Source organism: Pseudoalteromonas 'SMAR' (assembly GCF_048515945.1).
Taxonomy (GTDB): Bacteria; Pseudomonadota; Gammaproteobacteria; order Enterobacterales; family Alteromonadaceae; genus Pseudoalteromonas.
On record NZ_JBLWMW010000050.1, the window covers coordinates 1 to 25,316 of the forward strand.

Here is a 25,316-nt window from a genome sequence, read left to right on the forward strand (position 1 = left end):
CGGGTTATGAGCCCGACGAGCTACCAGGCTGCTCCATCCCGCGCCTGTATATTTTGTGTTGAACCAAACACGTCGGTGTCCGACGACCTTCGGCCCTTTCCAGGTTTAGCGAGCCCGGCGAATGATTTATCATTCTGCTCCATCCCGCGCCTGTACTTTGCTCTTGCGAAGCCTTAACTTCGAAGAGGTCGCTATCATAATGGATTAAAATTTTATTGCAAGGGATTTAATCTCTAAAAGGTGTTAACTGGGTAAAAATAACCCAATTAACACCGAAAGCCCCTACCCTAGTGGTCGGTGGTGTGGGCTAATTAATTTTTGCCACTGCCAATCGGGATGACCCATCACAATAAAGTCTGGATTTTCTGTGGTCTCACGTTGGTTGTAAGTGAGCGGGTTAAACTCGGCATCCGTAATACAGCCTCCGGCTTCTTCAACAATGATTTGTGAAGCTCCAGTGTCCCATTCTCCTGTCGGACCGACACGCAAAAAGCAGTCAGCCTTACCTTCGGCAATAATACACGCCTTCAGTGAGCATGAGCCTAAGGCCACGGTATCAAACTGGCTATTCAAATATTGGCTTACGGCTTCGATTTTTTGCCGACGACTCACCGCCAGCGTTAGGGTATCGGGTGGAGAGACGTAGATTTGCTCTTCGGGTTTGTCAGCCACGCGCTTATAAGCCCCGCTTCCTTTACTGGCATAATAGGTGGTTTGTTTCGCAGGCCAATAGATAACCCCCAAAACAGGATGGTTATTTTCAATTAAGGCAATATTTACTGCAAAGTCACCACTTTCTAGAATAAATTCTCCCGTACCATCCATGGGGTCCAATAACCAATAGCGCTGCCAGTGTTGTCGCTCTGCCAGCGGGGGGATCGGGGTTTCTTCCGACATCACCGGAATGTCTGGAGCAATGGCGGTAAGCCCAGCCATTAGCACCTCATTGGAAGCAATATCGGCAGCAGTCACCGGGGTATTATCAGACTTCTCCTGCTTGCCGATATCATCTTCTTGGTAAATCGACATAATAGCGTCACCAGCACGCTTAGCCAGTGCAATACAGGGCTCTAAATATGACTGCAATTTATGCCTCCAAGTTTAAATGAGCTTTTAATAACAACAGCGCTGCCACACTGCGCGCCTCAGTAAAATCCTCTTGCTGCAATAAATCGTATAATTTTTCTAACGGCCATTTCACCACCACTAACGGTTCAGGTTCGTCCCCTTCCAGCCGTTCTGGGTAGAGTTCGCTGGCCACTAAAATATGCATCTTGGCATTAAAGTAGCTGGGCGCCAGCGACACCACTTTGAGCTCTGAGAACGCCTTAGCGCCAAACCCCACTTCTTCTTTGAGCTCGCGGTCTCCGGCTTGCACCGGTGTTTCCCCTGGGTCGATTAATCCTTTGGGAAAGCCTAACTGGTAATTATGCGTGCCTGCACAATACTCTCTCACTAATAATAGCTCATTATCGGCGGTAATGGGCACTATCATTACCGCACCGCGCCCGCCGCCACGTACTCGCTCGTATTCTCGCTGGGCACCGTTAGAAAAATTGAGTGTTAACGCTTCTACTGTGAAGAGCTTGCTTTTAGCAACGACATCGCAAGCTAAAATTTCCGGAGGATTGGGATGCTTTTTATGTGACATAAATCTTTATTTGCTATCATGGCCAATAACACAATCATAAAGCCTTTGAAGTTAAATGCCTATGCTAAATTGGTCAAATATCGACACCGTTTTATTAGATATGGACGGCACCCTACTGGATCTTCATTTCGACAATCACTTTTTTCTAGAAGTCGTGCCTCGTGCTCATGCCAAACGTCAGGGCCTAAGCCTAGAAACCGCTCGCGCTGATATATTAGACCGCTATGAAGCCGTTATGGGGCAAATTCAGTGGTATTGCTTAGATTACTGGCAAGAACAACTGCAGTTACCCATTATGGAGTTAAAACGCGAGATCCAGCACTTAATCTCAATTCGTGACGATGTGCCTGACTTTTTACAAGCGTTAAGAAAAAGCGGGAAACAGCTGATTTTACTGACCAATGCCCACCCAGATAGTTTGAGTTTAAAGATAGAGCGGACTCAGTTTGATCAGTACTTAGATAAGTTGGTATCAACACACGAATATGGCGTCAGTAAAGAGAGTCAGTTGCTATGGCAGCAGGTGGAGAAAGATTTAGGGTTTGATAAGTCACGCACCTTGTTTGTCGACGACAGTCTGAGCGTGCTGGCTGCGGCAAAAGAGTTTGGCATTGGCCACCTTTTAGCGGTAGCCAACCCCGATAGTCAGCAGCCAGAAAAACAAATAAGTGATTACCTGAGTGTTTCTGACTACCGAACTTTGCTGCCTATCGACTAACTTGGGTAGCGCGCTTTGAGGCCATCATAGACATGAGTTTTAAAGTCTGGATGTTCAGTGTCTAGACTTTTTACTACCTCAACCAGGTGTTCATTATCTTCTTGGCCCTGCCACACTTTAATGTAGCTGCCTTCTTTATAGCCATGATCTTGGCGGAAGAAGTTAAGGGTATTTTTACCCACATAACCACGATATAAGTCGTCAATGCTCATGCCAATTTGCTGCATACAACCGGCGAAAGCTTGGGCATCAAAACGGCGCTCAGTGACCGCAGCACTGGCCAGCAGCTCTAATGTTTCTTTAAAGTCTGCACCAAGTTTAGGCTCGCCAAGTTCAGCTTGTAATTGCGTTGCCAGTTGCTCAAATGAAGTCTCACCATCAATACGCAATGATAGGCCAAAGTGGAAAATATCCACCAGCTCTAATATCACTTGCTCAGTGTCTGGTGTTTGTTTTTTCCACCACTTCCAACCATAGTGGTCAAGCATTTCTGCACATTCCACCCAAATCGCGCGATACCATTCGAACCCTTGCTCGAACCATTGTTCATGGACCTTAGTGTTCATGGCATGTTGCATCTCTAGCATCACCACGAGCTTTGTAATGTTTGCAGACATTGTGCTCTCTCTATATGGAAATCAATAACAGCTATTATCATACCGCAGTGAAAGATTTTCGTCAGTACTCGGGTCTGTATAAGCCACATTTGTAGCAATAAAAAGAGAGATTATGCGCCATTTAGTTTTATCACTGGTGTTATTACTGAGCACCTCAGTCACTGCAGCCGAGATCAGTAATATCGCCGCAGCGCCTGAACAAGTTCGCCCACTATTACCAGGGCTCCAAGCCCCCCAGCTAGCATTACAAGATAAAGCGGGTAAAACCGTGGATTTAGCTGAGCTATACAAACAAAAGCTGACGGTGTTGGTGGTGTATCGTGGCGGCTGGTGCCCCTATTGCTCACGTCAGTTGGCTCGCATTCAAACTATCGAGTCTCAGGTGGTTGAGCTAGGTGCACAAATCGTTGCTGTGGCGCCCGATGCTCCTGAAGCATTAGCGAAAAGCACCATTGAATCGCCAAACTATCAGTTACTCTCCGATGATAAAATGGAGCTCAGTCAAGCATTGGGACTGGCTTACTTTTTAGAGGATAAAACCGCTGATATGTATCGCAATAAACTCGGTGTTAATTTTGTCGACTTGGACGGCAATAGTCGAGTTGCCCTGCCTGTTCCAGCGGTATTTGTTATCGATCAGCAAGGACTCATTCAGTTTCAATATGCCAATCCCAATTACAAGGTACGGCTAGACGAACAGGTATTGCTCGCCGCGGTAAAGGCCGCCGTCGCCGCCAGTAAATAGCAACCAAAAAGATGATGGAGCGCGGTGCTCCACCATCTTAGCGATTTTCTAGGCGATTGTAGTCAAATAAGCCAAATTCAACCCCTCTGGTTTGCTGCGCGATATCGTGCAATAGGTCGCTATAGCGCCAAAATTCAGGGTGAGTTCTACGAATGCCATAGCTTGCTCTTAGCGCTTGATAGTCCGACTCCGTTCTCACTTGCCCTAACCGCGTAACAAAGTCTTGTGCGTCGGAGTGGCTCGATAAGTACCAAATGGCTTCGGGGTAGTCACCAATAAAACCAGGCACTAGCGAAGCGGTGTCTTCTTGGTATGCTCGCTGCCCCTCTTCGTTAAGCAAACTCGAAATATTGTAGTGGGCGTTATGGTGCAACAGAGTATAAGGCTGAAGCCCGCCATCGGGTTGCTGCTGTAAAATAAACGAGACTTGCGGCAATAAGTTAATCGCTTTGGTGGGTAAGGTATTTAACTTCGCCAAAGGCCCTTTAACGCTGCGAAAGTCATACTCTTGGTTCAACACCGGTGCCAATACTTGATGCAAGTTGTCATATAGCTCTTGCTTAGGATCATCGCTGTGGTATTCAATGCCCGTCGGCGCGCCAATTAACGACTTGCGGTTAATAAACTCACTTAAACTTAAATGCGAATTGCGATACCAGTGACTTTTAATGGCTTGGCGATGACTCAGCGGCAGCATATTTAAAAAGTTTTGCTCTCCTTCTAAGCGCAAGAAGTCCATGTATAAACGCGTGATCAGCTGATGACCAATATTGCCATAGACATCGAACCCCGCCACCAGCAGGTAGTGGATCCGCTCAAATAAGGCGTAATCGATTACCCACATGGTTTTTGGTGCTTGGCCTATAAAACCTTTAACCACCGAAGCACTATCAAAATGGCGAAAAATCGTCAGGGCGGCATTTTGATTGTGGCCATCGCCACGCCAAATTAAGTCCATATTCAAACGTTTACCATCGGCAAACATCTGTTCCGCTAATTCTGTCTTGGCGTGTAAGTAGTCTTTTTGCTTGCTGGCGTATTTTGCCCAACTCGATAGCGGTAAAGCATTGCTTTGCTCCGCCGCCGGTAACACCAAATCTTCATCGTGTTTTAGTAGTAAGCGATTGACGGCTTCATTACTGTTTTTTTCTGGGTCAACAAACGCCACCCAAAAGTGGTCATTTATCACGTTGAGCGCAATTTGACCTCGGCAAACAGGCCCTTTTATAAAGCCTTTTACAATTAACTCCGCTTCATCCAGCATAAATTGATAACGCGAGTTCACGGGGATCGCTTTAAACACCTTAAACGGGTTTGCAGCTAACTCCGGGCTGTAGCCGGGCAACTCCGTTACTTCATAGTCGGCAGCAAAAAACTGGGCATTGAGTCGCGCTAACTTTTTATCATCCAGCGCCAGTGGCATATGGGTTTTCGATAAGATGCTGCTTTGTACTGGCATTAAACGGTAGAACACCCGCTCGACTTTAGGGTCATCAAAAGGCCTTACCGTACTGATCAATGCCAAGGGTTGCCCTGGTGGCGTACTGGAGCGGACCAGTTTAAAAAAGCTCGGCTCTGCGGTGTTAGGGAAGTAAATATGGGCTAGATACCAATGTTCGTAGATATAGCGTGCAGCTAATCGGTGCTTAGGGCTTGCTTGGTTTAAAAAGCGCTCCCACTTTTCCACCTCTGCTAATGCCTTATAAGTCGGTGCGGCTACCGCGCTCATTTTGCTGCCATCGCGCAGCCAAGCTTCTAACGCTTTGAATTCGTCTTGTGCCAATGGCGGTAAGCCATAAGGCATGCCTGCATGGGGCTGCTTTTTCGCTAACGCACTAAACTCATCCATACTGGGACAGGTTTGTTTACGGTCTAGCGAGAAATCAAATTCATCCCCTAGAATGCCCTGCTGAGGGAAGGAGTGCGACATTTTTAATAACAAGCTGTTATACAACACACTGCCAGCTAAGTTGTTGTATGGCGTTTGCTCACGCTCATTTAACACTGGGGTAAAGTCGCGTTGCCGCCATTGGGTGGTGGTTTGACCATCAAACAACAGTCGCGTTGGTGTTTGCGCTAACAAGCGTGTACCGTCGTAGACTCGCTGTTTAGATAACCCGCGGTCAATTCCCTCGGGGGAAGACAGCTTTAACTGACAAGGCGCGTCATAACAGCCATGACAAACCACGCAACGCGTTTCTAGAATGGGCTTTATGGTTTGGCGATAATGCGCGCCACCTTGATGGTACTGCGTCATCCTTGCTTGCGGTTGTTCAGGGCCAAATAAGTCATCGTATTTTGATGCCCCAAAAGCCACACAACCAGTTAGGATCAGTAGCGCAATGGCCTGTAGCAGTACACGTTTTGCCATCATTGGTCCTCGTCGTCTAAGCCGAGGTCAAAGGTTGGCATCATTTCCATCGGCGGCGAAACAAATAAGGCGCCATTGTCGGTATTTAACACCGCACTGAGCACTGGGCCGCGATTTAAGATTAATTGCAGTTGATGACCGTGGCAAAGTAGCTCACTGACTTCATTAGCAATATTACTGAGCTCATAATCGTCGATAGGAAAGCTGATGCTTTGTTCTTGTTCTGGGTTTTGACACAGGTTTGCCAATAGGTTTTCGCTCAATAGTACGGCAACTTCGGCATCTGGGGCATCCATATCACGACTTTCGATATTATCGTCAAGTTGAAACAAGGGTAAGCTAAGGGGAGTATCTTGTTGTAGTTCCATCGCGAGTGACCATTTAAGTGTTTGCTGTATTCTAGCATGATTATATCAGTCCACCTCCCATTTGGGTGGACTGATCCATACGGCCACGACTATCATGATGATTCTGCGGCGTCTCGTTGTGAGATTAGTAAGGCATTACCAAGGCAAGGTTTCCCCATTGGAGTGCCAAAAACCACCGCTGTTTTCCAGGTTCAACTGTTCGATACGTTTGATCAGGCGTTCAGCAGCGACATCCGGGCCGATATCGCCGGCATAGCCCACCATTTTTGTTTGCACAAAGCCTGGGTGAAATAACCCTACAGCAATATCCTGAGATTTTAACTCATGCGCCATACTTACGCCTGCCGCATTTAACGCCGCTTTTGACATCCGATAGCCAATGTATCCGCCAGAGCCATTATCCGCAATGGAGCCCATTCTACTGGTGATCATGGCGACTTTACTGCCAGCACTGAGGTTGTTTAATAGCGCATGGGTAATACGAATTGGCCCTAAGGCATTAACCTCAAACTGTTGTGCTATGGTTTCAAAATCCATCTCTGCCAGAGTTTCATTATGGAAAACCCCGGCATTATTGATCACTAGGTCTAGCTTTTGCTCGCCTAACGCGGCAACCAGCTTTTTGCTGCCATTGTCGGTAGCCACATCGATACCATCAATAATATCAACACCTAGCGCCTCGAGCTCCTCAGAAGCCGTTCTCACCACCGCCGTCACCTTGCAGCCTAAGGCTTTATATTGTTTACAGAACTCCAAGCCAATTCCGCGATTAGCCCCAGTTACTAATACATGTAGTGCCATGTGGGTCTCCTTCAAAGTGTGTGACGTCATTAGTTATATTATTTAGCTATGGGGACGAAAAACAGCAATAGCAAGTCACCCGTTTAAATCGTCACTTTATACAGCAGTAATAAACATAGCAGGTTACGGTCAAAGCAAAATGGCGCTTTTTTGCTACTCTTAATTACAAAGTGAATAAAGGAGTATGCTGTGAAGCGCTATTGGATATCATTATTGTTGTGCTGTTCCAGCTCCGTGGTGGCTTATCAAATTAATGTCAGTGAACTGGTGGCTTATAAATTAGGGAAAGAGCGCATAACGACGCTTATGCAGACACTTTATGCACCATTGAGCATCCAGCCGGATATTATTATTTTGCCAAGCCAACGCGGGCTTAGTTATGTCAACAGCGGCGTTTATGATGCTGAAGCTGGGCGCGTGGATGATGTGGTTACCAAGTACCCCAACTTAATTAAGGTGCCGGAGCCACTAACCAATGTCAGTATGGCCATTTTTTGCACTCAAGAACGCCATTGTACCCTTACCCCCCAGCAGGACTTAGTAACAATCCGTGGAAGTCTTATTGTCAGCCAGTATTGCCAACAACGCGGCTTTACTTGCCACCCGGTATCTAATGAAGTCTCTGCTTTTCAGGCGTTGCAAAAAGGCCATACCCAGACTTTATTAGCGGATGATCTTTTTCCCCTTGGTGGCATCTGTCAGTCTGGTTTAAAGCAGCTATATATGCGGCGTTTGCAGCATAATAGCTACGATATTTTTCATTATGTTCATCAACAACATCAGCAGCTAGTACCGCAATTAAATCAAGCGATTCAAGCCATGAAAAAAAGCGGTACCATTCAAGCTATCTTCGCAGGTATCGCCAATCGCTCAGCCGATTGCCAGGTAAACCTAACTGTTTTAGCAACAGATTAAAGAGTGATTTCATCCATGCTCGATTCTATAACCGAAAATACTGCACCTTGTGGGTCAGTGAGTACGGCAAAGCGCCCCACCCCAGCCACATCCGTAGGAGGGACACAGATGGTGCCTCCGAGTTTCTCGGCATGGTTGGCGGTACTGTCACAGTCTAATACGGCAAAATACACCATCCAGTGAGGCGGTATATCGTCCCCCCACTCGGCGGTCATTTCCAACATGCCAGCTACTGCTTGCTGATCGACCTTGAACAAGGTGTAGTCCATGTTTTCCATGGCTTTTACTTCACATTCCCAGCCAAACATCGACTGATAGAATTGACGGCTTTTAGCGCTGTCTTTACTGGCCAATTCAAACCAATAAGGGGTATTGGCTTCAAGCTTTCTTTGGATACCGATATGTCCTAGAGATTGCCATAGCGCAAAAATGGCGCCACCGGGCTCTTGCAGCATCGCCATTCTGCCAGCGCCGGGAATATCATGAGGTTCAATCATTACATCGGCGCCTAATTGCTGAGCTTTTTGTACACTTTCATCGGTGTTCTCTACTGCAACATAACTCAACCAGTGACTCTGCATCCCGCTGCTTTTCTGCTCTTTAGTCATTTGATACATGGCGGCAAGGTCGTCCGTGCCTTTTTGCAACATGGTATAATAGCTGTCAGCGGTAATTTGCTGGTCTAACACCTGCCAGTCAAACAGCTGTTGATAGAACGCTTTACCACTTTGCCAATCTGATGAGCTCAATTCCACCCAACAGAAGTAACCTATACGAGACTCTGTGATTACCGCCATACCGTCACCTTGTTTATGGTTTACTTACGTTATCTTCAATATAGCAGGAGGAGCTCAACTACGCTCCCCCCTCTATCGCGGCTCTCGAGTTGCTGCCTTTGCGTATTTAGCAATGCCAGCCACTCATATAAGGTCATGTTAACGCTGGCGCATGACTCCCTCTTGGATAGTTGAAGCCACCAACTCCCCTTGGCGATTAAAGAACTGACCACGTACTAAGCCGCGGCCATTTGAAGCACTGGGGCTGTCAACGCTGTAAAGGATCCAGTCATCCAACCTGAACGGGCGGTGAAACCACATTGCATGGTCGATGGTCGCGACCTGCATATTTGGCTGCATAAAAGACAAACCATGGGGCTGCAGCGCGGTGGGCAAAAACTCAAAGTCAGAGGCGTACGCCAACAGGTAATTATGAATGCGGCGATCATTGGGCATATCGCCATTGGCTTTAAACCACACATGACGAACCGGTTCTTGCTTATTGGGTTTAAATGGGTTTTGAAAGTTCACCGGACGCATGTCCAGTGGCATTTCTTGGGTGAATTTGGCCCGCAGTTTTTCTGGAATAAGATCGGCATGCTCTTGATAAAAATGCAAAGAGGATTTTAATGACTCTGGCTCTGGCACCTCAGGCATAGGAGACTGATGCGACAACCCAGGCTCATCCCCTTGGAAAGAAGCCGTCATATAGAAAATCGGTTTACCATATTGAATGGCACTGACGCGGCGAGTACTAAAGCTTCGACCATCACGAATGTTTTCTACATCGTAGACAATGGGCTTAGTGGCGTCACCTGGACGTAAAAAGTAGGAGTGCAGCGAGTTAACATAGCGACCTTCTGGTAGCGTATATTTTGCGGCAGAAAGCGCTTGTCCCATCACCTGCCCACCGAACACTTGCGGAAACCCCAAATCTTGACTTTGTCCTCGATATATTCCTTGTTCAATTTCCTCAAGGCTGAGTAAATCCAACAGGTTCTGCAATATTCGGCTCATTCTTGGCTCCCGTTTTACTGTTACCACATAGGTATGCTCAGCGCTTTTCAGGTCACGCTGCATACGTTGTTCAAATCAGTATAATACACTTATGCTAACCCTATCGCACTATTGGACTTTTGTTATGGCTTATTGGCTTTTTAAAACCGAACCGTATGCTTTTTCAATTGATGATCTGCAACAGGCGCCTCAGCAACAAACTTTCTGGGAAGGAATAAGAAATTATCAAGCTAGAAATTTTTTACGCGATAACGTCCAGCCTGGCGATCTGGTGTTTATTTATCACTCTAGCTGTAAGGTGCCTGCGGTGGTCGGTATCGCTGAGGTAGTAAAAGGAGCAAGTCCTGATCCGGAGCAGTTTAATCTGCACAGTGATTATTACGATGGCAAAGCCACTCCAGAGCAGCCGCGTTGGTTTGGTGTCACCTTGCGCTATCGCCAGCATTTAAACACGCCGGTGACGTTAAAAGCCATAAAAGCCAACCCTGAACTTACTGAGCTGGCTTTAAAAAAAGGCGGTAGGCTCTCTGTGATGCCAATCGTCGCTACTGAGTGGCAAACCATCATCGCCATGTCGGAGCATTAAGGCTTTTTGCGCTTAGTCTTGCTTCGGCCCCCTTTCGGGATGATGCTAAAGTATAAAATAAGCGCAATCCAGGAAAACAGTAAGGTACCAATTAGCCAACCGTTTTTCTCATGGCCTTGGGTGCGTTTACTGCCGGCAATTAACGCCACCGGCAGTAAGTAAGCACACAATAAAAAGATCAGCAAGAAGAGTTCGGTGAACATAACTCAGTCCAATTCACTTCAGCAGCTAGAATGCGATGCGGAGCAATATAATGCACAATGTCTCCCGCTGTGATCGGGTAATTTAATGGTGGGTTTAAGTCCATTTTTAGGCCATTAACATCGTGCGCCACCCCCAACAAAGTGGCATTGTGGTGCTGCTTAAAATAATTGAAAATATCCCCAAAGGTCAACTGCTTGACGTCATCAGGTAATACTAAACTAAACTGGGTATCGCCTTTCAATGTTGACAGCAACTCTTCTTGAATGCGGCTGGAGCCTGGGTCTTGCATGGCTCGCACCAAAATTTCTGCCGACATCGACGCCGAACACTCAACGTTTTGGCAATGCTCTCGCAGCAGCATGGCTTTGGTATCATCTAAAAAGTGGGCACTGATGTGCGCTTGTGGTTTCACCACCTTACTGAGCTTTAATGCCGTAGTAAACGTTTGATTATCATCATCGCCGTCAATAATGACTTTATCTGCCTGAGTAATATTAATGCGACTAAGTTGTTCGTCATCGGTAAAGCTGGCTAAGCGTGCAAAAGCCACCTCAGGGTAGCTGAGTAGCGGATGTTCAATGGCATCGGTAACCGCTAATACAATTTTTCGATCCTCACGCTTATCATCTCCGAGAATATAATCGACCATCTTTTTCGTTCTGACGTCATGCCAGCCAAAAATTACAATATGATTTTGCAAATGTGCAAAGTCTTTTTCCCCTGTCATACTTCTTCTCACCCAAAAAGTCACAAATTGTCCCGCTTTACCCAGCAACACACCGAATAACGCTAATCCAAATGGGATTTGCACAATGGCAACAACCATCCGCCCCCATTCTGTTGTCGCACTGAAATCACCGTAGCCCACCGTCGAAGTGGTGACCACGTAATAATAAAAAAAGGTGTTAAGCGGTAATAGTGCTGATTCATCCGCCAACCATAACAAGCCCCATGTTACTGCCATATGGACGAGTGTCGCTGTCAGTAGCAGTTGCCAGCTGGCTTGGTCAATGTGTGCACGCACCATTACCACTAAACGCTTTAAGAAAATTGGCATAATACTTCCCTAGCAATTAGTTAGGCTTACCATACTGTAGATTTTAGGGAAAAAACAATACGACAGAGTCACATCTTTGATATAGTCTTAGTTATAGAGCATAGAAGTAATGAGGGTTTCACATGGCTGGCGTATTGGCCTCTGTAGATCAACGTACACAACTGGTGGGGGAAAACCGCCTAGAGCTGCTGCTGTTTCATCTCCATAGCCGGCACTTTTTTGCTCTCAATGTGTTCAAGATTAAAGAGGTAGTTAAGCTGCCCAAGCTTAATAAAATGCCCAATGCTCACCCTAAAGTGTGTGGTGTCACCAATATCCGTGGTGAATCGGTGCCAGTGATTGATTTGCGCGACGCTATTTGCATGCCACCGTGTGAGCGAGACCCTGACAGCAACTTAGTTATTACCGAGTACAACCGCTCTGTACAGGCTTTTCTGGTCGGTAAAGTGGATCATATTATTAATACCACTTGGACCGAGATTATGCCAACGCCAAAAACAGCGGGGCGTAATCACTATTTAACCGCACTCACCAAAATTAAGCGTAACGACGTCGAGCACATTGTCGAAATCATCGATGTTGAAAAAGTGCTGGCCGAAATTATTGAGTACCAAGTCGAAATTCCACAAGACATTCTCGACAAAGAGATCATCAATGAATTTCAAGGCCGCAAAGTGCTCCATGCCGACGACTCCCCCACGGCACGACGTCAGGTCGCAGATACCCTAGCCCAACTGGGCATTGAAATCATTCCGGCAACCGACGGTCAAGAAGCCCTTAACGTACTGAAACACTGGGCCGATGAAGGCATTGATGTGCAAAAAGAGTTACTTGCGGTGATCACCGATGCCGAAATGCCAGTGATGGATGGTTACCGGCTCACCTATGAAATACGCAATGACAGTCGCTTAAAAGACCTCCATATTATTCTCAACACCTCACTCAGTGGTAGCTTTAATAATGCTATGGTCGAAAAAGTCGGATGTAATGCTTTTTTATCGAAGTTTCAGCCTGACTTGCTGGTAAAAGAAATTCAAAGCCGACTCAAAGCGGTGCTAGAAAAATAATTCAAACTGTATATAAATCCAGTATATCAATTCATAAATATCAATAAGTTAGATATTCGCTCTGGCAAATTCATTGGCAGTGACTGGGATTTGCCGGCATGAGTCGGTATACTTGCTGTCATTTGAGCAAATGGGCAACGCAATGGACGTATCAGAATTACTCGACGGCCTTAATGATAAACAACGGGATGCCGTCGCGGCCCCGTTGCAAAATATGCTGGTGCTAGCAGGAGCTGGCTCGGGAAAAACGCGCGTTTTGGTGCATCGCATTGCATGGCTAATGCAAGTCGAGCACGCCTCTCCCTTCAGTATCTTTGCCGTCACCTTTACCAACAAAGCCGCCAAAGAAATGCGCGCTCGTGTTGAGGCAACGCTGAATGGACCGGTTGGCGGTATGTGGATAGGCACGTTCCACGGCCTAGCTCATCGCATGTTGCGCGCCCACCACCGCGAGGCCAAATTACCCGAATCTTTTCAAATCTTAGACAGTGACGATCAGCAGCGAATGATCCGACGTTTGCTCAAGTCGATGAACATTGATGAAAAAAAATGGCCTGCTAAGCAACTTAGCTGGTATATCAGCGCCCGCAAAGATGAGGGACTACGACCTAAAGACATCACCGCCTATGACGTCAATGAACAACTCATGCTAAGAGTATACAGTGCCTATCAAGACGCCTGTGACCGCGCTGGGTTGGTTGATTTTGCTGAGATCCTACTGCGCAGTTATGAGCTACTGCAACAACAGCCCACTTTGTTGCGTCACTATCAGCAGCGTTTTCGCCACATGTTGGTGGACGAGTTCCAAGACACCAACAGCATTCAGTATCTTTGGCTGCGCTTACTTGCCAGTGGGGACAGTAACATAATGATCGTCGGCGATGACGACCAAAGCATTTATGGCTGGCGTGGTGCCAAAGTCGAAAACATTAAGCGCTTTTTAGATGACTTCAATGCCGAGACCATTCGCTTGGAGCAAAATTACCGCTCTACAGCCACTATTTTGAAAGCGTCTAACGCCTTAATAGAAAACAATGCGGAACGCATGGGCAAGAGCTTATGGACCGATGGTACCGAAGGCGAGCCGATTTCGATTTATGCCGCCTTTAACGAGCTGGATGAAGCGCGGTTTGTGGTGGGTAAAATTAAGTCATGGTTGCAAGCCGGCAATGCCCTAAGCGATAGCGCGGTGTTGTACCGCAACAATGCTCAATCTCGAGTGTTAGAAGAAGCACTGCTGCAAGAAGGCTTAAAATATCGCATTTATGGCGGTATGCGCTTCTTCGAACGGCAAGAAATTAAAGATGCCCTTTGTTACCTTCGTATCGTCAGCAATCGCAATGACGATGCCGCTTTTGAGCGGGTCATCAACACGCCAACCCGTGGCATTGGCGATAAAACCCTTAGTCATATTCGCGATTGTGCTCGTAATGAGTCCATTCCTTTGTGGGACGCTGCCAAGGCTGTGGTGGCGCAAAAGCATTTAGCCGGTCGTGCTGCTACGGCAGTGACCAAATTTATTGAATTAATTGAGCACTTAGACGATACCATAGCCGAGCTGGAGCTTGCTGAGCAGGCACAAAAAACCATCGAGCTGTCAGGGCTGATGGCAATGTACCAAGCGGAAAAAGGTGAAAAGGGTCGCGCCAGAGTAGAAAACTTGGAAGAATTGATCAGTGCCTGTGGTCAGTACGAGTTGCCCGTCGATGAGGACTTCACCTCTCCACTGCAAGGGTTCTTGGCCTATACCTCTTTGGAAGCCGGAGAGGGTCAAGCCGATGAGCATGAAGATGCTGTACAAATGATGACCCTGCACTCGGCCAAAGGATTGGAGTTTCCGTTAGTCTTTATGGTGGGTGTGGAAGAAGGCATGTTTCCATCACAACAAAGCAATGAAGAGTCTGGCCGCTTAGAAGAAGAGCGTCGACTTTGTTATGTTGGTATGACTCGCGCCATGGATAAGCTTTACATCAGTCACGCTGAAAGCCGCCGCCTTTATGGCCAAGAAAAGCACCATAGCCCATCACGCTTTTTACGTGAAATACCTGAAGACTGCATGGAAGAAATCAGAATAAAAACCCAGGTTTCGCGCCCTGCTAATAATGGCCGTTTCAGTCCATCCATTAGTCATGCCGCGTTCGAGGGCAGTGGCTTTAATCTGGGTCAACGCGTCCTCCATGCTAAGTTTGGAGCTGGCACCGTGCTTAATTATGAAGGCAGTGGCGCACAGTCGCGCATTCAGGTTAATTTTGATGATGTCGGCACCAAGTGGTTGGTAACGGCCTATGCCAGATTGCAGTCCATCTAACCTCGAGCAGCTAATGCAACAACTTGCCGATGCTCGTCATCGGCAACTGTTGCTAATCTGCGGCGAACAAGCTTGGTGTTATCAACAAAGCTCAGACTTATTTGCCTCCTTTGCTGACACTTTAACCCTCAGCACCACCGCCTCTTTTAATCAAGCCCAGTGGCCAGAGCATCTTCACCAAATTCTCGGCCAAGAGTTCAGCTTAGTCATTTATGATGGTTATAGCGGTATTCACCCAAATAAGCTGGCAGCAGCCTCTGGCACAGTTAAAGCTGGCGGTATGCTGGTGTTACTCTTGCCCGAACTCGAAAGCTTAAGCCACTGGCTCGACCCGGCCATTAGCCGCTGGTGTTCGGCTGAACAACAGCTGTCAAAGAGTCACTTTTTGCGCCGCTGGCAAACTTTGTGGCAACAACAGCCCCCATGGCAGCTAAGCCAGCAACATGGTTGGCACTTACCCAACCACTACAGCGCTCCCCCAAGTCAATGTGGTATCGCCGCACAGCAGCAAGTACTAAAGGAAATACAACAGCGCTTAAGCACCAACACTGCCCCCATCCTCTTAAGTGCTGACCGCGGCCGTGGCAAAAGTGCCTTATTAGGGCTATTAGCAGCCCAACTACCACAACAGTCATTTATTCTATGTAGTCGTCACTTTCACGCCCTCAAAAGCTGCTTTAGCATGCTGGCACAGGAGCTTGGTACTCCCTATGCGGTGCAACAAAAGCAACTTGCTAACCTAAGTTACATGGCACCCGATGTGTTACTGCAGCAACACCATAACCTTGACCCCAACTGTATTATACTGGTTGATGAGGCGGCAGCGCTGCCAGTACCAACATTGATGGCCATTAGCCAGTTAGGCCATCGCTGTGTTTTTGCCAGCACTCTGATCGGATACGAGGGCAACGGCCGTGGCTACACATTGCGGTTTAAACGGTTTTTAGCCGCTCAGTTTCCCCATTTTGCAGAATATAATTTGCATCTGCCCATCCGCTATAACCATAACGACCCTTTGGAGCTACACATCACCAAGCTGTTCGCTTTAGAATGCAAAACAACCCCAGTGTGTTGCCAAGGTGACCTCAGTTATCAGGTTCTGTCACAGGCGCAATTAGCCACTAATGAAGCACTGTTACAACAGGTTTTTTCACTGTTGGTGTTGGCACATTATCAGACCAGTGTCGACGACTTACGCCAGCTATTAGACGCACCAGATTTGCGCCTTTACGCTGTATTTAATCAGCAAGACTTAGTGGCGGTCAGCTTGGTAATTGTTGAAGGCGGTCTGTCTGAGCCTCTTTGCCAAAGTATTATGACAGGGCAGCGACGCCCCGCCGGTCACCTTATGGCCCAGCAACTAGCAACCAGTAGTGGCGATATACGCTTTGTACAACAGCGTGGTGCCCGCATAGTGAGAATTGCAGTACAGCCGGAATGCCAAGGGCGTGGTATCGGCACGGCATTGCTCAAATACCTTCAGCAGCAATTAGCCACAGAAAGCACCTACATAGGTAGCAGCTTTGGCTGTACCACTGCCCTGGTTAATTTTTGGCAAAAGGCTGGCTTTACCCCGGTAAAACTGGGCTTTAAAAAGGATAAGGCCAGCGGGGAGTATGCCATGATAGTACTGCATCAAGATCAGCCAATGTTGGCCATCGCAGGACAATTTAAGGCCAGCTTTTTTTATCAACTACAGGGACAATACCAACAGCTTGATAGTGATTTGGTGGCCGCCATCTTGGCCTCTTTAGCAAGTACAGCACCCCCTGCAGGGCATCAGGCGTTATTTTGCCATTTAGCTGTTAATCAGCAAAGCAGCGAGCAACAAATAGCGCCAGTGCTGTGGCAACAACTTCTTTGTACACCGCAGGTAATTAATTTGCTAACCACTATTTCCAAAGCCCTGATTATTCGACTAGTATTACAGCAACAATCATCTCAGCACGTGATCACAGAGCTGGGCTTAACAGGTAAAAAAGCGTTAATAAAAGCGCTGAGAGAAGCACTTAGGGAAGTGTATGCGCACACGGTTGATAAAAATTAGTCTGATTGTTTTTGCTGTAGGGCTGTCTTGCCTCGCGGCGGCAGAAGGTACAATAAAGCTTGGTATGTCAACGGCGCTTTCCGGTCCAGCTCAGGAAATAGGACGTCAGCTCAAAGCTGGGGCTGAACTGCATTTTAATCATTACAATAAAACCAAACGTCCAGAGCAAATAGCGGTTGAACTCATCACCCTTGATGATGGTTATGAGCCGAGTAAAACCGTTATCAATGCCCGCACTCTAATCTATCAGCATCAAGTTGATGCTTTATTTGGGGTTATGGGCACCCCCACATCTTTTGCCATTAAAGCAATACTAGAGCACTCTAAAGTGCCCTTACTGATGCCCTACACTGGCGCTGACTTTTTACAACAGCCTAAGACATTCTCGGTATTTAACTTACGGGCCAGCTATGATCTCGAGGCGCAAGAAATCATTCGCTACCTGATGGATGAGCAACGACTGAAACGAATTGGTTTTCTTATTCAAGCGGATGAGTTTGGCCTCACGGTCGAGCAAAGCTTAACCAGAGCGCTTAAGCGCAGAGGGCAAACACCTGTGGTGATCACTCGCTTTCGGCGCAATACCGGAGATATCGCGCAAGCACTGAATAAAGCTAAAGAGCAAGGGGTCGATGCCATTGCCATGGTAGGAACGTACGAACCATTAGCTAAATTTATTAACCAAGCTCAACAAGATAACTTCCACCCTTATTTTGCTACGGTTTCTTTTGCCGCGTCGAATGAGCTCTACGCTCGACTCAATGGCGCCGTTGATTTACTGGTCACTGAGGTGGTGCCGGATCCTGAATCGTGCCAAGCAGCCCTTTGTAAGCAGTTCCGTCAACAAGCCAGTCAAGCCAATATGTTGGTCAATGAGCAAACGTTCGAGGGCTTCCTTAATGCTCAGATGTTAACCTTAGCGGTTCAGGCATGTGATAGCCCTATTCAGGCCCCTTGTTTACTCAATGCGCTGGAACAAACACTGGTAACCAATAAAATCATACGCGAGGTATTTATGCTCGCTCCAGAGCAAAAGAAATTACCGGTTTATCGCTCCTTTTTCTAATAATGTTCTATGCTTAGAGAATAATTTTGGCAAGCGAGGCAAAGATGGATTTAATAAACTTTTGCGTTGGGAAAAAAACAATATCACTGCAAATCCTCGATATTCTTCTAACCGAGCGCTACGACGACAATCTCACTGACTTACCCAATGACAACCCCAGCTTCTTAGGAGTAAAAGACTACATAGGGGTGCCAACGCCCATTTTTGACTTGGGGATCATTCTCAACAAGTGCTCTTCTTACGAAACCAATCAGGCTCTGGTCACTATGCTACAAGAGCGCGAACAAGATCATCGCGACTGGCTTGCGGCGTTGGAACAAAGTATTGTCAATGATACCCCTTTTAATAAAGCAAAAGATCCAACTCAATGCGCATTTGGGCAATGGTATTATAGCTTTAAAACCGACAACGAAGACTTAAAAGCACTGCTACACCGTTTTGAAGAGCCGCATAATAAACTCCATGCCATGGCTGATAAACTGCTGACCATGTCAGCTAAAGGCAACAAGCAAGCCGCCATTGAACAACTAGAAAAAGAACGCAGCACCACTTTTTATAAGCTCATGCGTCTATTTGAGTCGACCCGCGAACAAATTATGCTCGATCACAAACCCATTATTGTGTTTACAACGCAAGATGGACAAAGCCCATATATTGGCTTACTGGTGGATAAGGTAGAGGATAATGTGCACTGCGAAGAGAGCGATATAAAGCCTTTGCACGAGCTCACTAGCATTGGCTTTGAGGTGGATCCGCAAACTAAAAAGCTCATGAAAGGGCTAGTCAAATTAGGTGAAAAACACAGTTTGCTGATAGACCCAAGCGCGATTTTCCGCCCCGAGCACCTACAAAATTACGAGCCCGAAGAAACCGCTGAGTACGGCCTTTTTTAGACCCCGTCATTTTGCCATAAAAAAACGCCGCAATTGCGGCGTCTTTCGATGTTAATCTAGCTTACTTAGCTTGGCGGCTGGCGCGCTTACGCTCGCTTTCTGTCAGTAGTTTTTTACGAATACGGATATTTTCCGGTGTTACTTCGACAAGCTCGTCGTCATCGATAAACTCAAGCGCTTGCTCTAGTGACATCTTTACTGGCGGCACTAAGCTTTGCGCTTCATCCGTACCTGAGGCACGAACGTTGGTTAATTGCTTACCTTTTAGGGCGTTTACTGTCAGGTCGTTATCACGGCTATGAATACCGATAACCATGCCTTCATACACCTCAACACCGTGACCAATAAATAAGCGACCACGTTCTTGCAGGTTAAATAGTGCGTTGGTCAGTGCTTTACCCTGAGCATTTGCAATCAATACACCGTTCTTACGCCGGCCAATGTTGCCACCTTTATGCGGTCCGTAGTGTGAGAACGTGTGGTACATCAAGCCAGAGCCTGAAGTCAGTGTCATAAACTCAGTTTGGAAACCAATTAAACCACGTGCCGGCATCATGAAGTCCATACGAATACGACCTTTACCGTCAGGAGACATGTCGGTCATTTCCGCTTTACGGTGACCTAGCTGCTCCATAATAGAGCCTTGGTGCTCTTCTTCACAGTCAATAGTAACGGTCTCGTACGGTTCTTCAATTTGACCGTCCACTTCGCGTAGGATTACTTCTGGACGCGAAACCGCTAACTCATAGCCTTCACGACGCATGTTTTCAATAAGAATACCTAAGTGAAGCTCACCACGACCAGAAACACGGAAGCTATCTGGGTTATCGGTTTCTTCAACACGTAGCGCAACGTTGTGGACAAGCTCATCTTCTAGGCGCTCTAGGATATTACGTGAAGTAACATATTTACCTTCTTGGCCTGAGAACGGTGACGTGTTAACCGAGAAAGTCATGGTTACCGTTGGCTCATCAACAGAAAGAGCTGGAAGCGCTTCAACGTTGTTAGGGCAACAGATTGTATCTGAGATCTTAAGCTCACCTAGACCTGTAATCGCGATAATGTCGCCAGCACCGGCTTCGTCCACTTCATTACGATCAAGACCCATGTAACCAAGTACTTGGCCTACTTTACCATTACGTGTAGTGCCATCAGCACCGACAACCGTCACTTGTTGGTTTGGCTTTACAGAGCCGCGCTTAACGCGACCTACGCCAATAACGCCAACGTATGAGTTGTAGTCAAGCTGGGTGATTTGCATTTGGAATGGGCCAGATGGGTCAGCATTAGGTGCTTCAACATCATCAACGATTGCTTGGAACATAGGCTCCATGTTGTCTGAAGCGTCATCTAAATCAAGCGTTGCCCAGCCGTTAATAGCCGATGCGTAAATCACTTTAAAGTCTAACTGTTCGTCTGTGGCGCCAAGGTTATCAAACAAATCGAATACCTGATCCATTACCCAGTCAGGGCGTGCACCTGGCTTATCAATCTTGTTAATTACCACGATTGGCTTAAGGCCTTGCGCGAATGCTTTTTGCGTTACAAAGCGCGTTTGTGGCATAGGGCCTTCTTGGGCATCCACAAGCAGTAACACTGAGTCAGCCATCGAAAGTACACGTTCTACCTCACCACCGAAGTCGGCGTGTCCTGGAGTATCCACGATGTTGATACGGTAGTCATTCCAAGTGATAGCCGTGTTTTTAGCCAGGATGGTAATACCACGCTCTTTTTCTAGATCGTTGGAGTCCATCACTCGCTCTTCGTTACCACCGCGCTGCTGTAGAGTACCTGACTGTTCAAGTAGCTTATCTACTAGCGTTGTTTTACCGTGGTCGACGTGCGCTATAATTGCTATATTTCTTAACTTATTGATTTCATTGGACATATAAAAAATTGCCTATTTTAAATCTGAGTTATGTACACGCTTATGTACACTCCTCAAAATATGCTCGCAGCCGCCCGGCTCCGAAACGAAAATAAAAGGTGCAAAATTGTACATGATCTGACCTTACAAATATATGAATTTCTTCTGAACCTCTCAGAACGTTGGTAGCCCATCCATATTTCACCCCTGCGAAATTTTTACAGAAAAATAACCTTGCGCCCAAAACGGGCAAGAACACACCCGCTGATCTGACTATTGCTGCGAGAAAATAACGTGGAATCGTTTAATCAGGAGGTGTACATGAAAACCAAGAGCTTCTCATTTAAGTTGCTCATAGGGTTGGCCGCACTGCTAATTGGTGCTCAAGCCTATGCTCAACAAAGCGCAAGTGTGAGTGAGAAATCCGCCCGGGAAAACCGCTCTCAGCTCGAAAAATCCATCAACGAAGAAAACTCTAAAGAGATCCAGCGACAGAACGGCCAAGAAGAGCGTACCGGTCAGGAATCTCGAACGACAGAAACGGATTCCCAAAGAGATGCCACGGAACTATCTAACCGCAAGCAGGCGCAAGAAACTGATCGGTTGTCGGTAAAGACAGCGCCACTCGCACTTATGAATGAGCTATTTGCCTATGTTGAGCAGGGCCGCTCAACGTATGGACCTACCGCGTCTGCCATTAAGAGCTGTTCTCTTGTTACAAAGCCCCGCGCGCCTCAGTTTCCCCGTAGAGAGCCGAAACCGGTTTTAACCAGTGCTCAAGCCTGTATGGCTTGGAACAAAGAAAAAACGTTAGGCCAGTGTCAGCTTGAGGTAGAACAAGCTGCCTACAACTGGGCAACTACCGGTATGCCCTCGACGATGCGTATCCCAGCACAGTACCTCCTCGATGATGGGGCTTGCTGGGCATTATATGGCTTGGTTGCTGAGGCAACTATGGATGAGCTCGCATCGGGGCAGTCCATTCCTGAAGGACAGAGCGTGAAATTTGGACTTGCGCAGGCCATGAGCCATCAACTAGGTCGCAAAGACCTCCCTGAAGCCGCTCGAAAGATAGCCAAAAGGCAGTTTGGAGAGAATTGTGTTGTCCCTACCAGCAGAGGCTATCGCTACGAGGGAAAGTATGACTGGAGCTGTGGAGCGTTCAGTGTGGACCCTAAGAGCTTAACCGCGTCGGTTGGCGAATTAACGGTTTACGGTCGGGGCAATTCTGTTTTCGGTCAAACCTGGGATCTAGAAACATCACGGTCACAAGATGTGCTTTATTCACGATCCCGCTCAATTACTGATAGCTCTGAGCAGTCCGCGTCCGACGCACAGTACGCAAGCCTAGATAGCCGCCAGAGTCAGTCTAAGAACCTTTCTATGCGCATTTCTGAGCGCCTTCAGACTGAACGTGCGGCCAATGTAACGAACTCGGCTGAAACCGGATTCTCGGTTTCGCAACCAGGTATTAAAAATAACTAAGGGGACTACTATGAAATCTATACTCTACGGCATCGCTATTTCTATGCCACTTACAGCAATAATTTTGTATTTTGCTTTATCTGGACGGCAAGAGGTCGTCGTTCAACAGAAAGCCCACGAGGTGCAGCAGCAGATCCAGTCTGAAGAATTCAGACGCGATTTCGCGCAAGCGTGGCATGATTTCGACAATCCGCCAACCGCTGAAGAGCAAGCCGCGCAAGAGAAGACCTTTGCTGCTCGGCAAGCTGAACGAGAAGCTCGAATTTCGCGCTTGGAACAGCAGCGAGAAGCACTTTCTGGTGATATGGATTTGATGTTTGAGCAGCTCGATAGCGACATGGAGGAGATGCGAGCCGCCTTGCGTGAGGCTGAAGTCAATCCTCCTAAATCCAATTAATCATAAAAAAGCCCCGGATGTACCGGGGCTCTGTGATACCAACCTGACTGCTACAAGCTCAACCCTTTGTCTCGGTCACGTTCTTTCTGGTGACCAATAGTCGCATCTTGGGCTTTTTCTGCGAGTTTTGCTCGCGCCTTCTCCCGACCCTCTGCCTGAGATACTACCTTCCGATGCTCAGGGCTTGGTTCGTAGTGCATGAACTGCTTTCGGGCGCTTTGAGTTAGCTTGTTATGGGTCTGCACAATTAGCTTGTCTGCCTTTTGCTCCTGCCCGTTTTTCCAAAGCTCACGAGCTTGAGATATGGCATGGGACATTACCTGGTTCCGCTCCGCTGTTGCATCCCTAATATGACTTTGAGCAAGCTGCTTTTCTGCGGCTTTGCTAATTTTTGTGAGCTCACCTTTGATTTCGGAGACTAGTTCGCTCTTCAGGTCAGTTTTTTGCTCCTTGTCAGGGCTTATAAAAGCTTTCTCGACTAGCTTCGCGGCCATCCAAACGAGACCTACAGCAGCCTCTGTGAAAATGTCATTCTGTAGGTATCCTCGTTGATGGTTGTTCAGCATTTCGCTGACCCAATTTTCCTTTTCTGATCGTTGAAATCCAGCCGATTCGAGCCGATAAACCAGTTCCGCAGTTTTCTCAATGGCCTCTATTTGCTCTCTCGGTAGAGCGGACTCCTCCCTGAGCTTGCTAATATCGAGAGAAGATTGCTTCAGCGTTGGTTCGGTCTGACTATTCGTCAATTGCTTTATATTGGCTTGATCCAGAGAAGACTCTGCCGCCTTGTTTATCTCAGACAAAAACTTATACGGATCGGACTGATCTGACTTAGATAATGAGTCCAAAATACTGACTACTCTCGCTTTATCTTTAGTATCCATAGTTTATTCCTTATCAATATCGGTGGGTTACAGTCAGGATGCCGTTCTCTAACTTGGCGCTGACATAGTTATCCGGATGAAGGATATGTTCGAGATGCGCTAGCGTTTCCCGCATGTTTTTTTCATGCTGATCAATAGTTTCCCGAGCGGACACTAGCTGTTTTATTAGCATCCGGTCGGCGCTTTCCGCATCGGTATTATTAGAGTGGCGAGGTAGTAAACGTTTTAAGATTCCCATGGTGACACTCCTTGCTTAGTTTCTTTGGTACACAATACTGCCTTGGTACTGAGGGCTGACGATTGATCGAAGACTGTTCGCTTCATTCCAATCGGAAAGCTCGTTCCTGGTGATGAAGTGGCTCGCGGATTGAGCTGAAATTACTTTTGCTCGGCAAACTGATGTATCCTCAAGCTCCTGGCATCCGACTCGAAATCTTACTTTTCTGTATGATTCGCTGTGCTTATTCGACAAATCGGTTTCCAGATATACAGACTCTTTAAGAGTTATTTCGGATAATCCTTGATGATAGATTGATGTAGCTCGCACTTTGTCGTTTTCTCCCTTTCTTCCAAAGTGATCAACTTCGCTGTAGCCGTTTGGCAGAAAGACTTGGCTGATCGCCTGAGAGGAAACAAGGGACTTCCCAGTGGAAACGGTAATCTCATATCCTTGTACGGCCAGGGGAACTTCTTCGGACGGCCCCATAAGCGATTGACAGCCAGAAACCGATGCGACCGAAAGAATTGAAAATAAGAGTACTGATTTGTTCATGAGTCATCTCCTGTTTAAATATGTTCATGCAAGAGACATTATTTCGCGTTTTTTATTAGAAGCTGCGGTCGCTATTTGCCCATTTGGGGCGCAATAGTCAAAAAAGGGGCCAACAGGCCCCGAGGTAGACTAAAAGGAAGTAACTTTATGTATTCCGCTCTCCATAGAAGAACGAGGGAATACTGAAGGGCATTTTGATACATCAAGTGCGTACGAGCTGGCAGTGAGGTCGCGGGAGCATGTAAAAGCATCAGCTCGGCCTGCGGCGCGCATCAACTCAGCCCTGTTGTCGAAGGCATTTGCTAGGTCTTCGAGGGTACTGCAAGCCGGATACAACCAGGTCATGAGGTTGGAGTTCTTCGCTGCATAAGTGTTACAGGTCTCGCGTTCGTGAACGGTTGACTGTGAACTCATGCCGCTGTCCCGCTTCAGATCCCGACGACGCGTATAGAATTTCTGATCTGTCTGATTCGGCCCAGGATAAGCCCAGCTCGGAACGGAGTACCCGTTAGAAATGGCCGAATACTCGATCATGTATTCCCTGAGTAGCTTGGACTCATTCGCGACCAATTCAGCTACCTGCTCCCAGTTATAGTCGGACCACGTGAGGCAATGCCAGCCTCCGCCTGCTGGGCGAGGCTCAAAGCCGAGGGCTACCGCGATTTCATCGACTGGCACGGGTTCATTGTTCCGAGATCCGGAGC

General features: G+C 47.2%; 25 protein-coding genes. 11 read left to right on the forward strand and 14 right to left on the reverse strand.

Annotation, left to right across the window (positions count from 1 at the left end; translation table 11 throughout):
• Positions 1-282: 282 nt before the first annotated feature.
• Positions 283-1,086: a 3'(2'),5'-bisphosphate nucleotidase CysQ gene (gene cysQ, locus ACNKW2_RS16755; protein WP_419149583.1), complete on the reverse strand. Its 804-nt coding sequence runs from the start codon at positions 1,084-1,086 to the stop codon at positions 283-285.
• Position 1,087: 1 nt separating this feature from the next.
• Positions 1,088-1,651 (reverse strand): ADP compounds hydrolase NudE, encoded by a 564-nt coding sequence (nudE, locus tag ACNKW2_RS16760; protein ID WP_336568297.1) that lies wholly within the window; start codon positions 1,649-1,651, stop codon positions 1,088-1,090.
• 61 nt (positions 1,652-1,712) lie between these two features.
• Between nudE and yrfG the strand changes: the two genes are divergently transcribed.
• Positions 1,713-2,369 carry a GMP/IMP nucleotidase gene (gene yrfG, locus ACNKW2_RS16765; RefSeq protein ID WP_419149584.1) on the forward strand — a complete coding sequence of 219 codons (657 nt, stop codon included), beginning with the start codon at positions 1,713-1,715 and terminating at the stop codon, positions 2,367-2,369.
• Here yrfG and ACNKW2_RS16770 read toward each other — a convergent pair.
• Positions 2,366-2,986, reverse strand: a complete 621-nt coding sequence (locus tag ACNKW2_RS16770) for a dUTP diphosphatase (protein ID WP_419149585.1) — start codon at positions 2,984-2,986, stop codon at positions 2,366-2,368. The two genes, yrfG and ACNKW2_RS16770, sit on opposite strands and share 4 nt — an antisense overlap.
• A 112-nt stretch (positions 2,987-3,098) precedes the next feature.
• On the opposite strand from ACNKW2_RS16770, the gene ACNKW2_RS16775 reads away from it, so the two are divergent.
• Positions 3,099-3,731: a peroxiredoxin-like family protein gene (locus ACNKW2_RS16775; RefSeq protein ID WP_419149586.1), complete on the forward strand. Its 633-nt coding sequence runs from the start codon at positions 3,099-3,101 to the stop codon at positions 3,729-3,731.
• 37 nt (positions 3,732-3,768) lie between these two features.
• Here ACNKW2_RS16775 and ACNKW2_RS16780 read toward each other — a convergent pair whose 3' ends face one another.
• The 3 genes from ACNKW2_RS16780 to ACNKW2_RS16790 form a co-directional block, all read right to left on the reverse strand.
• On the reverse strand, positions 3,769-6,102 hold the full coding sequence (locus ACNKW2_RS16780) for a fatty acid cis/trans isomerase (RefSeq protein WP_419149605.1): 2,334 nt from the start codon (positions 6,100-6,102) through the stop codon (positions 3,769-3,771).
• On the reverse strand, positions 6,102-6,470 hold the full coding sequence (locus tag ACNKW2_RS16785) for a hypothetical protein (RefSeq protein WP_419149587.1): 369 nt from the start codon (positions 6,468-6,470) through the stop codon (positions 6,102-6,104). The genes ACNKW2_RS16780 and ACNKW2_RS16785 overlap by 1 nt, the downstream gene beginning before the upstream one ends.
• Positions 6,471-6,605: 135 nt before the next feature.
• Positions 6,606-7,271: an SDR family oxidoreductase gene (locus tag ACNKW2_RS16790; RefSeq protein WP_419149588.1), complete on the reverse strand. Its 666-nt coding sequence runs from the start codon at positions 7,269-7,271 to the stop codon at positions 6,606-6,608.
• 189 nt (positions 7,272-7,460) lie between these two features.
• Between ACNKW2_RS16790 and ACNKW2_RS16795 the strand changes: the two genes are divergently transcribed.
• Positions 7,461-8,186 (forward strand): type 2 periplasmic-binding domain-containing protein, encoded by a 726-nt coding sequence (locus ACNKW2_RS16795; protein ID WP_419149589.1) that lies wholly within the window; start codon positions 7,461-7,463, stop codon positions 8,184-8,186.
• On the opposite strand, the gene ACNKW2_RS16800 is transcribed toward ACNKW2_RS16795, so the two are convergent.
• Both ACNKW2_RS16800 and tesB read right to left on the reverse strand, forming a co-directional pair.
• Positions 8,183-8,983, reverse strand: coding sequence for a VOC family protein (locus ACNKW2_RS16800; protein WP_419149590.1), 801 nt, complete (start codon positions 8,981-8,983; stop codon positions 8,183-8,185). The genes ACNKW2_RS16795 and ACNKW2_RS16800 overlap by 4 nt on opposite strands.
• 138 nt (positions 8,984-9,121) lie before the next feature.
• A complete protein-coding gene (tesB, locus tag ACNKW2_RS16805) occupies positions 9,122-9,979 on the reverse strand; it encodes an acyl-CoA thioesterase II (RefSeq protein WP_336568287.1) in 858 nt (285 codons plus the stop codon).
• A 124-nt stretch (positions 9,980-10,103) separates the two neighbouring features.
• Here tesB and ACNKW2_RS16810 point away from each other — a divergent pair, with 124 nt between their 5' ends.
• Entirely contained in the window at positions 10,104-10,565 is a 462-nt protein-coding gene (locus tag ACNKW2_RS16810) for an EVE domain-containing protein (RefSeq protein ID WP_419149591.1), read from the forward strand.
• Here the strand turns inward: ACNKW2_RS16810 and ACNKW2_RS16815 are convergent.
• Together ACNKW2_RS16815 and ACNKW2_RS16820 are read right to left on the reverse strand one after the other, a co-directional pair.
• Entirely contained in the window at positions 10,562-10,768 is a 207-nt protein-coding gene (locus ACNKW2_RS16815; protein WP_419149592.1) for a hypothetical protein, read from the reverse strand. The two genes, ACNKW2_RS16810 and ACNKW2_RS16815, sit on opposite strands and share 4 nt — an antisense overlap.
• Complete coding sequence (locus ACNKW2_RS16820) at positions 10,744-11,826, reverse strand: potassium channel family protein (protein ID WP_419149593.1); 1,083 nt, start codon at positions 11,824-11,826, stop codon at positions 10,744-10,746. The genes ACNKW2_RS16815 and ACNKW2_RS16820 overlap by 25 nt, the downstream gene beginning before the upstream one ends.
• 122 nt (positions 11,827-11,948) lie before the next feature.
• On the opposite strand from ACNKW2_RS16820, the gene ACNKW2_RS16825 reads away from it, so the two are divergent.
• The 5 genes from ACNKW2_RS16825 (at position 11,949) to ACNKW2_RS16845 (ending at position 19,207) form a co-directional block, all read left to right on the forward strand.
• Positions 11,949-12,893 carry a chemotaxis protein CheV gene (locus ACNKW2_RS16825; RefSeq protein WP_419149594.1) on the forward strand — a complete coding sequence of 315 codons (945 nt, stop codon included), beginning with the start codon at positions 11,949-11,951 and terminating at the stop codon, positions 12,891-12,893.
• Between the two features lie 142 nt (positions 12,894-13,035).
• A complete protein-coding gene (gene uvrD / locus ACNKW2_RS16830) occupies positions 13,036-15,201 on the forward strand; it encodes a DNA helicase II (protein ID WP_419149595.1) in 2,166 nt (721 codons plus the stop codon).
• Positions 15,179-17,248: a GNAT family N-acetyltransferase gene (locus tag ACNKW2_RS16835; RefSeq protein ID WP_419149596.1), complete on the forward strand. Its 2,070-nt coding sequence runs from the start codon at positions 15,179-15,181 to the stop codon at positions 17,246-17,248. Before uvrD ends, ACNKW2_RS16835 begins: the two co-directional genes overlap by 23 nt.
• Complete coding sequence (locus tag ACNKW2_RS16840) at positions 17,223-18,314, forward strand: ABC transporter substrate-binding protein (protein WP_419149597.1); 1,092 nt, start codon at positions 17,223-17,225, stop codon at positions 18,312-18,314. Before ACNKW2_RS16835 ends, ACNKW2_RS16840 begins: the two co-directional genes overlap by 26 nt.
• Positions 18,315-18,358: 44 nt before the next feature.
• A complete protein-coding gene (locus ACNKW2_RS16845) occupies positions 18,359-19,207 on the forward strand; it encodes a CZB domain-containing protein (protein WP_419149598.1) in 849 nt (282 codons plus the stop codon).
• 61 nt (positions 19,208-19,268) lie between these two features.
• Here the strand turns inward: ACNKW2_RS16845 and typA are convergent, their stop codons facing one another.
• On the reverse strand, positions 19,269-21,095 hold the full coding sequence (gene typA, locus ACNKW2_RS16850) for a translational GTPase TypA (protein WP_419149599.1): 1,827 nt from the start codon (positions 21,093-21,095) through the stop codon (positions 19,269-19,271).
• A gap of 300 nt (positions 21,096-21,395) precedes the next feature.
• On the opposite strand from typA, the gene ACNKW2_RS16855 reads away from it, so the two are divergent.
• Both ACNKW2_RS16855 and ACNKW2_RS16860 read left to right on the forward strand, forming a co-directional pair.
• On the forward strand, positions 21,396-22,559 hold the full coding sequence (locus ACNKW2_RS16855) for a hypothetical protein (RefSeq protein ID WP_419149600.1): 1,164 nt from the start codon (positions 21,396-21,398) through the stop codon (positions 22,557-22,559).
• A 10-nt stretch (positions 22,560-22,569) separates the two neighbouring features.
• Positions 22,570-22,956, forward strand: coding sequence for a hypothetical protein (locus ACNKW2_RS16860; RefSeq protein ID WP_419149601.1), 387 nt, complete (start codon positions 22,570-22,572; stop codon positions 22,954-22,956).
• A gap of 50 nt (positions 22,957-23,006) precedes the next feature.
• Here ACNKW2_RS16860 and ACNKW2_RS16865 read toward each other — a convergent pair whose 3' ends face one another.
• Genes ACNKW2_RS16865 through ACNKW2_RS16875 form a run of 3 tightly spaced genes read right to left on the reverse strand, consistent with a single transcriptional unit; the run spans position 23,007 to position 24,612 of the window.
• Positions 23,007-23,840: a hypothetical protein gene (locus tag ACNKW2_RS16865; RefSeq protein ID WP_419149602.1), complete on the reverse strand. Its 834-nt coding sequence runs from the start codon at positions 23,838-23,840 to the stop codon at positions 23,007-23,009.
• A gap of 13 nt (positions 23,841-23,853) precedes the next feature.
• The gene (locus ACNKW2_RS16870) at positions 23,854-24,078 is read right to left on the reverse strand and encodes a hypothetical protein (protein ID WP_419149603.1); all 225 of its coding nucleotides are present in this window, start codon (positions 24,076-24,078) and stop codon (positions 23,854-23,856) included.
• A 15-nt stretch (positions 24,079-24,093) separates the two neighbouring features.
• A complete protein-coding gene (locus ACNKW2_RS16875) occupies positions 24,094-24,612 on the reverse strand; it encodes a hypothetical protein (protein WP_419149604.1) in 519 nt (172 codons plus the stop codon).
• Between the last annotated feature and the right edge of the window lie 704 nt (positions 24,613-25,316).

Excerpts from the sequence above, each read along its gene's own strand:
- ACNKW2_RS16790 (WP_419149588.1), bottom strand. The coding sequence starts at position 7,271 with ATGGCACTACATGTATTAGTAACTGGGGCTAATCGCGGAATTGGCTTG.
- ACNKW2_RS16840 (WP_419149597.1), top strand. The coding sequence starts at position 17,223 with ATGCGCACACGGTTGATAAAAATTAGTCTGATTGTTTTTGCTGTAGGG.
- ACNKW2_RS16800 (WP_419149590.1), bottom strand. The coding sequence starts at position 8,983 with ATGGCGGTAATCACAGAGTCTCGTATAGGTTACTTCTGTTGGGTGGAA.
- yrfG (WP_419149584.1), top strand. The coding sequence starts at position 1,713 with ATGCTAAATTGGTCAAATATCGACACCGTTTTATTAGATATGGACGGC.
- ACNKW2_RS16775 (WP_419149586.1), top strand. The coding sequence starts at position 3,099 with ATGCGCCATTTAGTTTTATCACTGGTGTTATTACTGAGCACCTCAGTC.
- ACNKW2_RS16785 (WP_419149587.1), bottom strand. The coding sequence starts at position 6,470 with ATGGAACTACAACAAGATACTCCCCTTAGCTTACCCTTGTTTCAACTT.
- ACNKW2_RS16780 (WP_419149605.1), bottom strand. The coding sequence starts at position 6,102 with ATGGCAAAACGTGTACTGCTACAGGCCATTGCGCTACTGATCCTAACT.
- ACNKW2_RS16865 (WP_419149602.1), bottom strand. The coding sequence starts at position 23,840 with ATGGATACTAAAGATAAAGCGAGAGTAGTCAGTATTTTGGACTCATTA.
- nudE (WP_336568297.1), bottom strand. The coding sequence starts at position 1,651 with ATGTCACATAAAAAGCATCCCAATCCTCCGGAAATTTTAGCTTGCGAT.
- ACNKW2_RS16875 (WP_419149604.1), bottom strand. The coding sequence starts at position 24,612 with ATGAACAAATCAGTACTCTTATTTTCAATTCTTTCGGTCGCATCGGTT.
- uvrD (WP_419149595.1), top strand. The coding sequence starts at position 13,036 with ATGGACGTATCAGAATTACTCGACGGCCTTAATGATAAACAACGGGAT.
- ACNKW2_RS16835 (WP_419149596.1), top strand. The coding sequence starts at position 15,179 with ATGCCAGATTGCAGTCCATCTAACCTCGAGCAGCTAATGCAACAACTT.
- ACNKW2_RS16860 (WP_419149601.1), top strand. The coding sequence starts at position 22,570 with ATGAAATCTATACTCTACGGCATCGCTATTTCTATGCCACTTACAGCA.
- ACNKW2_RS16820 (WP_419149593.1), bottom strand. The coding sequence starts at position 11,826 with ATGCCAATTTTCTTAAAGCGTTTAGTGGTAATGGTGCGTGCACACATT.
- ACNKW2_RS16870 (WP_419149603.1), bottom strand. The coding sequence starts at position 24,078 with ATGGGAATCTTAAAACGTTTACTACCTCGCCACTCTAATAATACCGAT.
- ACNKW2_RS16845 (WP_419149598.1), top strand. The coding sequence starts at position 18,359 with ATGGATTTAATAAACTTTTGCGTTGGGAAAAAAACAATATCACTGCAA.
- ACNKW2_RS16810 (WP_419149591.1), top strand. The coding sequence starts at position 10,104 with ATGGCTTATTGGCTTTTTAAAACCGAACCGTATGCTTTTTCAATTGAT.
- ACNKW2_RS16825 (WP_419149594.1), top strand. The coding sequence starts at position 11,949 with ATGGCTGGCGTATTGGCCTCTGTAGATCAACGTACACAACTGGTGGGG.
- ACNKW2_RS16815 (WP_419149592.1), bottom strand. The coding sequence starts at position 10,768 with ATGTTCACCGAACTCTTCTTGCTGATCTTTTTATTGTGTGCTTACTTA.
- typA (WP_419149599.1), bottom strand. The coding sequence starts at position 21,095 with ATGTCCAATGAAATCAATAAGTTAAGAAATATAGCAATTATAGCGCAC.
- ACNKW2_RS16770 (WP_419149585.1), bottom strand. The coding sequence starts at position 2,986 with ATGTCTGCAAACATTACAAAGCTCGTGGTGATGCTAGAGATGCAACAT.
- tesB (WP_336568287.1), bottom strand. The coding sequence starts at position 9,979 with ATGAGCCGAATATTGCAGAACCTGTTGGATTTACTCAGCCTTGAGGAA.
- ACNKW2_RS16855 (WP_419149600.1), top strand. The coding sequence starts at position 21,396 with ATGAAAACCAAGAGCTTCTCATTTAAGTTGCTCATAGGGTTGGCCGCA.